Source organism: Xenorhabdus bovienii (assembly GCF_024721015.1).
Lineage (GTDB): Bacteria > Pseudomonadota > Gammaproteobacteria > Enterobacterales > Enterobacteriaceae > Xenorhabdus > Xenorhabdus bovienii.
Genome location: NZ_JANAIF010000102.1, coordinates 1 through 8,193, shown reverse-complemented (window position 1 = coordinate 8,193; position 8,193 = coordinate 1). Strand labels below are relative to the sequence as shown.

Sequence of the window (8,193 nt, the reverse complement as noted above, 5' to 3'; positions counted from 1 at the left end):
TCAAAAACACGCGCAATCTCGGGATCATGGGATGAAACCAGAAAATCGGCCAGATGCGGTGACTCTTTCGCTATGCACTGTGCCAGCTCCCGCAAGTAGGTACGCTCTTGCAGGTACAGCGATTCCTTGTTGTTTATCATTATTTGTACTTTGTAATGTTATATTTTTTTATCCGGCAGGTTAATCTATTGTACACACTCATCAGTAAAATTAATTAACCCATTAGATGGAGTTTTCGCCTGATTTTGGCGGAATATGGGGGAACCAGCGGAATAGGCACGAGAATTCAGGCAAAAATAAGGCTGACAAGAACAGTCAACGGTTTGACTCTCCTATACCTAACCGTTAATATCTTTTTCTACAAAAATGATCCAGCGCCTGTCAGGATCACCTTCGGGTGGCGAAACAAAACTCCCGTAGCCTGAAAGGGAGAGCAAGCATCGCGGTACATCTGCGCACCTTTGGAAGCAGATATTGTCAGACATAAACCCCTTGTCTGGCGATGAAGGTTTTTTAAACGAAAAAAGACCTCAAAAAGGTGTTTTTATATTGTCCTCCAAGTGCATTGAACGTTGAATCATGCACTTCTTTCATATCAACATCAGATCCTATCTTCACTTAACTTTTGCATAGTGAGATTGAGTGACGTCCTGAACGCATTTCACGCCATACGTGCCGGATAATATTCACACACCTGATTCAATGCCTTAACTATTTCTGTTTGAAATATTCAGCGAACAGGTTTTCTACACACAAATAATTAACTCATCACTACCGTTTAACACTGAACCTTGCGATGTTTTGCGATGCTTACTGGCATTTCAACGATTGCACGACTTTTACTGATTGTTTGTGGAACTTAAGGCGTCACTTTTTGCCGGTTTATCGCTGAAAGTGACGCCGCAGCCAAAAAACAACACAACTCTGACAGGCTCAGGCCTGCTTAACCGCGCAGTGAATCTGACACTGCATTTTTAGATTGAAAAAGGAGAACCTGACGATATCGAGGCTGGCTTTTTGCCGGTGGGGATGACCTGCTTATGCAGGCGGCAGTACAGCGTACTCAACCGATACCCCGTAATACCTCAACCTGCGTTCACTCTGGCGCACAGATATCCGTCAAGGGCAAGGCAGGCTTCACTGTTTTGCCAGAACTGTCGCGCGCCAGAGATTGCATGTTGAAAGGTTAAGTAGAGGGAAGCTAATGAGCCGATTGATTAAAGAATTAAAATTTTTTGCCCGGAAGGCGGGCGGCAGTCATAAAACCTGTCATGATCGCATTCGGATTGCAGGACGTTTGGGGGCGTTGTTATTGAGCCTGAATATCCAGGTGAAAAGTCTCAGCCAATTAAAAGCCAAACATGTGGAACAGTATGTTGATGCCCGTTTATCCCAGGGGATCGCCAAAAGAACGGTGCAAAATGAAATGTCTGCGCTGCGTAATATTTTCCGCATGGCAGGCCGGGAGAAACTGGAAACCTCGCCGCGATTGAGTAATCAGGCATTGGGATTAAGCGGAACCAGCCGCGCCGGAACTAAGCAGGCGATCCCTGATGCCACGTTTCAGGTTGTTTATCAAAAGGCACTTGAACGTGATGCCGGATTGGCCGTCACACTGAAACTCGCACGATTATTGGGGTTGCGTTCTCAGGAAGCGGTGCAATGCAGTGCTTCATTGAAAAGCTGGCTCAAACAGTTGGAGCAACCAGAGCCAAAACTCCATGTTGTTTTCGGTACAAAAGGCGGTCGACCAAGACAAACCCGTGTACTGGATGTTGCAGCAGTAAAAAAGGCTGTCGAACAGGCGATGGCTATTGCAGAACAACGTGGCGGCAGGTTGATTGATAAACCGGATCTCAAGCAGGCCATGAACTACTGGCGGACATATACTACAAGGATTGGTTTAACAGGCTGCCATTCTCCCCACAGTTTGCGTTATGCGTGGGCACAAGATGCACTGAGTTTTTACCAGCAAAATGGTTTTAGCCGTCAGGAATCACGGGCACTGGTTTCAATGGATTTGGGGCATGGTGATGGTCGCGGGCGTTATGTGGTACGGATTTATAGTCGTTAACCTTAGTCGTTCGGTTATTGAGTTAGATAAAACAATCAGTTAAAGTATTCCCGCCATTGGCAAAATCCAATGGTCAAGGTTTAGCAGCCTTGTCACTCATAGACACTGGCAGAAATTTTGCCAGTGTGCCTGTTATCGCCTTTTCAATGGTGGTTCAGGCAGGGGGGACGTAAGTCTCGCTGGTATGAGTGCCAGTCTGCTAACCCTGTCTGAATCGCCACCATCAATGATTAATTAATGGAAGGGGTAGCAGGAATGAATAATGTTAGAAATGACTGGCATCAGGCCGATATTATTGCTGCATTACGCAAACGCGGTACAACATTAGCGGCTCTCTCCCGTGAAACGGGACTCAGTTCATCAACATTAGCCAATGCACTCAGCAGGCAGTGGCCTAAAGGTGAATGGATCATTGCGAATTATCTCGGCGTCCATCCCTCAGAAATCTGGCCTAGTCGTTATTTTGATATTAATGGTCAACTGATTGAACGTAAGGTTCGCCATAAACCGCAGGAATAATTCACTTCAATTTGTGATCTAGTTCGTAAAAATGATAATTTTTTATATCAAGCCCTGAACATGGAATGGCAGCCAGATTTGACCATTTTTAACCCTCACGGCTTTTTTGCTTTAAGATAATCAAAAAGCACGCAATGAGTTATATAAATAAGTAAAATCAGTCAGATATAAAAGAAAAAGCAAGCAAAAAAATCCGGGGGCATTAAAAGGGGCATAAAAGAAAGGTAAGATTATAAATTTTGTATTTTCAACAAGTTATAATGATTTTCGATTCCGAGTCCGGCACCAAATTTCCATGCGGGTTTGTCCTAGGTTGTTAAATTTCCTGACAAAAGCGCGAAAAGGAATCAATCGTTAATTAAATGTTAAAGCCTAATCAGTTCAATTTGTACTGTTTAGTTGAAAAGAACATTTAAGACAAGATAACAGGGTAGCTGTTTTAACAGTTACCCTTTTCTCGTTTAAGGTAATGATTTCAGTAATTGATTCTGATGTCAAGTCAGGGGAAAACTTCACGGGACAGAGAATCGATATTAACCATTTTTCATACCATCAATAATGTTGATGCAGGGCAATTCACTCACACCACCACCCCAGGGGTTACGCATGAAATTTTGGTAGGCTAAAATTGATTAAATAACAGCGCTTCCATATAACACTTATCCCACCCGGCTGATTTCCTTCGGGCACTCAAACTCAGTTTACTGTTTATATCTCGTTTAACGATATTGAGCGCCATTTTACGTAATTGAGCAAATATTCTTGTGGCGATCCGCTCTCTCATCCGTGAATCATCTTCTCGAAAAGTGACATCCAGTACCCAGTGTAAACTATTTTCGATAGCCCAATGTTTTCGTATGGCACCTAACTGAAAGGCGGGAACATCCTGACAACTGATTAAATAATAACGAAAATCAGAGGTGACTGTGTCAGAATATTGTTCTTGCCGTATCGTTTCCGTTACAAGGAGGGCCTGAATATCCGGCCAAGAACCTAAGTGTTTTGTTTCTGATGTCAGTGGCAAAACCCATCCGCGTCGTCTGACTGTACGTCCGTGGCTATCTTCAAATTCATCATGGTCAGGTTTAAGATGAGGCTGTTGGGTTATCTGTTACTGAAAATAGTCAACGGCTTCCGAAAAGGTTTTTCCCTGATTGCCTTTAAGGGACAAAATATAATCGGCTTCACTCTCGCGTAATTGCTGAACAATTGTGCGTTGGCAGCCCATCGCATCAATCGTCACGAGATGCAAATATTTTCATGCGTAACCCCTGGAAGTTGCCCCTGTCACAAAAACAATCATAATTATCCTCTTATCTGCGAGTCATTATCATTAATAACCCTATTAGTAGAAAAATTTATTTCTTATTAGTCAAGGTTAAATTGTTTTTCATGCTATTAATACTTTGTTTTTAAATAAATTATTTATCAAGTGACATGAGGATAAATATACAATAGAAAGACTTGATTAAAATAAATAACTGGAATAAATTATTTACAATGAAATCATATATAGAGTGCTAAAATTTTTTATAGATAAAAGTAAAAAATCAGGAGTAAATATGCCTTTTTTTCAACCATTTAAAACGAGTCTTGAGCCAGAGGATCTTGTATTTGGTTTAAATACAGAAAGAAACAAGTATGCCATAGAATATCGAGCCTTCGGCCATTTACGCGATAAGAATCATTTCTCAATAATTGATAGATATTCAATTACTCCAGAAGAAATTACAACGCGGAAATTTCTTAGAGCACAAATCCCACCTAATCAAGAAAGCTTTACACAATCGATAGAAAATCATCGTAAGTACAAGGTATTACAGTCTGCTGCGAAAGATAATGGAAAGACGAATTTTGATGTTGATTGGGATAAACATTGTCTTTCCTATACTAAAAAAGTGACAAAAAGAAAATGCAAAGCTGGATTATCTTGGTACTCTCTTTCACTAAACCGTTCATGTGTTCATTTTATTTTAGATGGAATAGATATGGAGAGTGTTATTTACAAACATTATGAGCAAAAGATAAAGAAAGGGACTTCATACACAGGCAGTGAACTGAGATGGATATATCGAAATAGGAAAGATCCAAAAGTTAAATCTTGCATCCAATTTTGGCGAAATGGTCAGCCAGTTCTCCCACCTTGGGAAGAAGGAAAAGATGCTCATTTATGGCAATACTACCAGCCGAAATTTGAAAACTCTGAAATTGAGGTTGGGGAATTTGCTGAAACCGTTTTGAACCTTTAGGATAAATATAATGGTCAGCTAAATGTAAGTCTTGATACGACGAGACGCACTGAATGACAATAACTCGATTGAGCAAGAAATGGCCCATTAATTTTTTTGATAGACCTTTTCTTGCCTGATTACAGCGTTCTTAGATTCTGATTGGTTTTCTCGTCAGAACTTTCATGAATGCTTGTACAAAGACAGTAGTATAGAATAAGGGAACGTATAGCATTCCAATGGCGATCATCATAGCTCCTATAGAAAGCATTATCGCAACTGTGCTATCAGGTGAGGTTATATTCATTAAACCTTCTGATAATCCCACTAGAAATTCTTTTCCTTGTAGTTTTGCATAAAGCCATGAAGCGCCAACAAGAACTGTTCCTAACCAAAATGAGATCCAGCATATTGCGGATGTAAAAGGGGTTGAGTTGTTTCTCATTTTTTTCCTTTATATTTATAAAATTACAGATGATGAAAAGAAACATTAGTACTGAACTGCATTTCTTTTTGCGAAAGTTTAGATTTTTTCATGTTGATACACATTTTGCCAATATACCAAATGATAAGTGGATAATAACTTTGATTTGACCAAAATAAGTAACCCCAGTGACCATCGGCAGTCATCCATTTTCTGAGCATTTCCACCGAGACGATGATGTCGTGACGTTCCCTAAGTTTTTCAGCAGCCAGTGTGGGGCCAAAGTCACTGTAATTTTCATATAGCAACGCCAATACCTGAAGTTTTAGCGATTCAGGAAGACTGTAGTTGCCAGATTTGCATGTCAAGGCTAAGTAGAAATGTCCTGATTTATGCATGTATTATAAATAATTACAGGCGGTTCTCTGGAGGAGAACATGCAGATTAACATGAGAAAATCATACTAATGAAAGCTATATCTATAGTCGCACCAGCAGGTGAAAATATTGCGACAGGAAAAAAAACGTTAGAAATAAGAAAATGGGCACCAAACTTTGATTGTAATGAGGACTTGTTGATTGTTGAGAACCAACATTATCTTTTAAAAGAGGGTGATGAGGAAATGGGGAAAGCCGTCGCAATCGTCAAAGTTAAAAATGTTAGGCCATTTTTTGAAAGTGATATTGAAGCAGCTTGCGCATCGTATTACGAAGCGGGTTAGTTAGCTTGGGAGCTAACGGATGTCAGAGCTATCGAAGAACCAATAAAAATGATAGCAAAACGTAAAATTTATGAGGTTGAGCTGAGAGCCTAACGATTATAAACCAGCCAGAACACTGAATTGCACTTTCATACCTCATTATGATGAAAATAAAAAGTTAAGATGACTAATCGGAAATTATCTCATGGATTTGTTTATTGAAAAGGTTACACCTAACACAGTTGGTTTTTGGGAGTTGATGAAAGAGTATTCGTTTTTAATACAATATGTTACGCAGGCTGAAACATAACTGGCACAGCGGAAAAAACCGCTTTGAGCTGCCGCCCAGTCGCATCATCAATAAAGACCAGTAAACAGCATTTAGGCGCTCGTCCCTCGAACCAGTCATGAGGAGAACCGTCAATTTGGATCAGTTCACCAAAACAATCACGACGGTTACGCGGCTGATATATACGGGGTTTACGTCTGACATAGGGAACCCAGAGACCGTCAGCTATCATCCACTTTCTGAGCAGGGGTTACGCATGAAATTTTAGTAGGCTAAAATTGATTAAATAACAGCGCTTCCATATAGCCATTATCCCACCCGGCCGATTTCCTTCGGGCACTTAAACTCAGTTTACTGTTGGTATCTCGTTTAACAATATTGAGTGCCATTTTACGTAATTGGGCAAATACTCTTGTGGCGATCCGCTCTCTCATCCGTGAGTCATCTTCTCGAAAAGTGACATCCAGTACCCAATGTAAACTATTCTCTATAGCCCAATGTTTTCTTATGGCACCTAGTTGAAAGGTGGGAGAATCATGGCAACTACTTAAATAATAACGAAAATCAGAGGTCACCGTGTCAGAGTAGTGTTCTTGCCGTATCGTTTCCGTTACCAGAAGGGCCTGAATATTTGGCCAAGAACTTAGGTATTTTGTTTCTGATGTCAGCAGCAGAACCCATCCACGTCCATGACTATCATCGAATTCATCATAGTCAGGTTTAAGGTAAGGTTTTTGGGTTATCTGTTGCTGTTGAAAATAATTAACAGCTTCCGAAAAAGTTTTTCCCTGATTGCCTTTAAGCGACAAAATATAATCGGCTTCACTCTCACGTAATTGCTGAGCAATCGTGCGTTGGCAGCCCATCGCATCAATCGTCACGAGATGTCCTTTCAATGAAAGCATCGATAATAATGCGGGGATGGCCTTAATTTCGTTTGATTTTCCGTCTACTGCACACTGACATAAGCTGAGTCCTTTCTCAACCGAGAATGCACTCACCACATGTAGTGGGCTTTGTTCAATTTTCTTATCAAACGAATGGCGTAAACTTTTACCCTCAATCGCAATGATCGCTCGCTTTTCTGAAGAGACGTCACGAGAAATCCACTGATAAAAATGACGTTCAAAGAGGCCGGGATTTAATAAACTAAAACAGCGCCGGAAAGTATCATGTGACGGAATACCGCCTTTGAGCAGAAGAAATGAACCCAGCCAATCCTTTTTTAGCTGGCCGTACTGTTCAATATCGGTCCAGGCGTTAGCCCCGGCAATGACAGCGCATACCGCGATCACTAAGATATCAATAAAACGGTGTTTAACCTTTCCCTGACAACGTGGATCTGGAAAATCAGAAAAGACCTCCACTAATTCTTTCATCTGCACCCCTCTAAAAATGAAGGCATTATCCACTAAATATTTTCATGCGTAACCCCTGGACACCACACAATCTCGCGGTATCTCGGATGCTCTGCCTGTTTTTAACTCGAAGTTCAATGATTTTCTCATGCAGCTGGTTATCTGCTTGGCGTCCCCGGAATTTACCAGCGGCTTTGGCTTTCAATATTCCCTCTTCCTGACGCCGCCGACGATCCTGATAGTCTTTACGTGCAATGGCTGCCAGCATATCAAGCATCATTCCGTTAATCGCTTTAAGCATGGCCAGAGTGAACTCATCACCCGCATTTTCTGCAAGCGCCATATGGCTCGTCGGCAGATCAAGACTGACAATCACGAGGTGTTTTTCCTGAATAAGTTGTTTAAGTTTCTGCCAGCCCGCTTCATCCAGACGTGAAAGGCGGTCAACCTGCTCAATAAGAATAATGTCACCCGGTGCAGCATCATCAAGCAATCGTAAAAGTTCTGGCCGTTGCAGTGACGCGCCGGATGCTTTAGCCCGCGCAATACCAGCATGAGTACGCTCGAGTAACAGATCACGCTCAAACTCGGCTACTGCAGA

10 protein-coding genes and 2 pseudogenes are annotated in these 8,193 nt (G+C 41.4%); 5 read left to right on the top strand and 7 right to left on the bottom strand.

Translation table 11 applies throughout. The annotated features are described in order from the left end of the window. The first annotated feature begins 1,040 nt into the window (after positions 1-1,040). From NXS07_RS17660 to NXS07_RS17650, 3 genes are all read left to right on the top strand, one after another. Complete coding sequence (locus tag NXS07_RS17660; protein ID WP_258087284.1) at positions 1,041-1,190, top strand: hypothetical protein; 150 nt, start codon at positions 1,041-1,043, stop codon at positions 1,188-1,190. A gap of 14 nt (positions 1,191-1,204) precedes the next feature. Then, positions 1,205-2,074, top strand: a complete 870-nt coding sequence (locus NXS07_RS17655; RefSeq protein ID WP_258087283.1) for an integrase domain-containing protein — start codon at positions 1,205-1,207, stop codon at positions 2,072-2,074. 255 nt (positions 2,075-2,329) lie between these two features. Further along, positions 2,330-2,593, top strand: coding sequence for a helix-turn-helix domain-containing protein (locus tag NXS07_RS17650; protein ID WP_238099281.1), 264 nt, complete (start codon positions 2,330-2,332; stop codon positions 2,591-2,593). 622 nt (positions 2,594-3,215) lie between these two features. On the opposite strand, the gene NXS07_RS17645 is transcribed toward NXS07_RS17650, so the two are convergent. Together NXS07_RS17645 and NXS07_RS17640 are read right to left on the bottom strand one after the other, a co-directional pair. Continuing rightward, positions 3,216-3,701 carry an ISAs1 family transposase gene (locus NXS07_RS17645; RefSeq protein WP_155271779.1) on the bottom strand — a complete coding sequence of 162 codons (486 nt, stop codon included), beginning with the start codon at positions 3,699-3,701 and terminating at the stop codon, positions 3,216-3,218. 3 nt (positions 3,702-3,704) lie between these two features. Beyond that, on the bottom strand, positions 3,705-3,845 hold the full coding sequence (locus NXS07_RS17640) for a hypothetical protein (protein ID WP_155271778.1): 141 nt from the start codon (positions 3,843-3,845) through the stop codon (positions 3,705-3,707). Positions 3,846-4,155: 310 nt separating this feature from the next. Between NXS07_RS17640 and NXS07_RS17635 the strand changes: the two genes are divergently transcribed. After that, positions 4,156-4,842, top strand: coding sequence for a hypothetical protein (locus tag NXS07_RS17635; protein WP_258087282.1), 687 nt, complete (start codon positions 4,156-4,158; stop codon positions 4,840-4,842). 130 nt (positions 4,843-4,972) lie between these two features. Here NXS07_RS17635 and NXS07_RS17630 read toward each other — a convergent pair whose 3' ends face one another. Beyond that, on the bottom strand, positions 4,973-5,266 hold the full coding sequence (locus NXS07_RS17630; protein ID WP_038196669.1) for a hypothetical protein: 294 nt from the start codon (positions 5,264-5,266) through the stop codon (positions 4,973-4,975). 164 nt (positions 5,267-5,430) lie between these two features. Beyond that, positions 5,431-5,595 (bottom strand): annotated as a pseudogene (locus tag NXS07_RS22255) (ISNCY family transposase); the annotation flags it as partial. Between the two features lie 116 nt (positions 5,596-5,711). On the opposite strand from NXS07_RS22255, the gene NXS07_RS17620 reads away from it, so the two are divergent. Continuing rightward, positions 5,712-5,966, top strand: coding sequence for an ASCH domain-containing protein (locus NXS07_RS17620; RefSeq protein WP_258087281.1), 255 nt, complete (start codon positions 5,712-5,714; stop codon positions 5,964-5,966). A 299-nt stretch (positions 5,967-6,265) separates the two neighbouring features. On the opposite strand, the pseudogene NXS07_RS17615 reads toward NXS07_RS17620, so the two are convergent. From NXS07_RS17615 to NXS07_RS17605, 3 genes and pseudogenes are all read right to left on the bottom strand, one after another. Next, a pseudogene (locus NXS07_RS17615) lies at positions 6,266-6,478 on the bottom strand (ISNCY family transposase); the annotation flags it as partial. A 28-nt stretch (positions 6,479-6,506) separates the two neighbouring features. Continuing rightward, positions 6,507-7,613, bottom strand: a complete 1,107-nt coding sequence (locus NXS07_RS17610; protein ID WP_258087280.1) for an ISAs1 family transposase — start codon at positions 7,611-7,613, stop codon at positions 6,507-6,509. A 25-nt stretch (positions 7,614-7,638) separates the two neighbouring features. Next, entirely contained in the window at positions 7,639-8,166 is a 528-nt protein-coding gene (locus NXS07_RS17605; RefSeq protein WP_051875900.1) for a recombinase family protein, read from the bottom strand. Positions 8,167-8,193 lie beyond the last annotated feature (27 nt).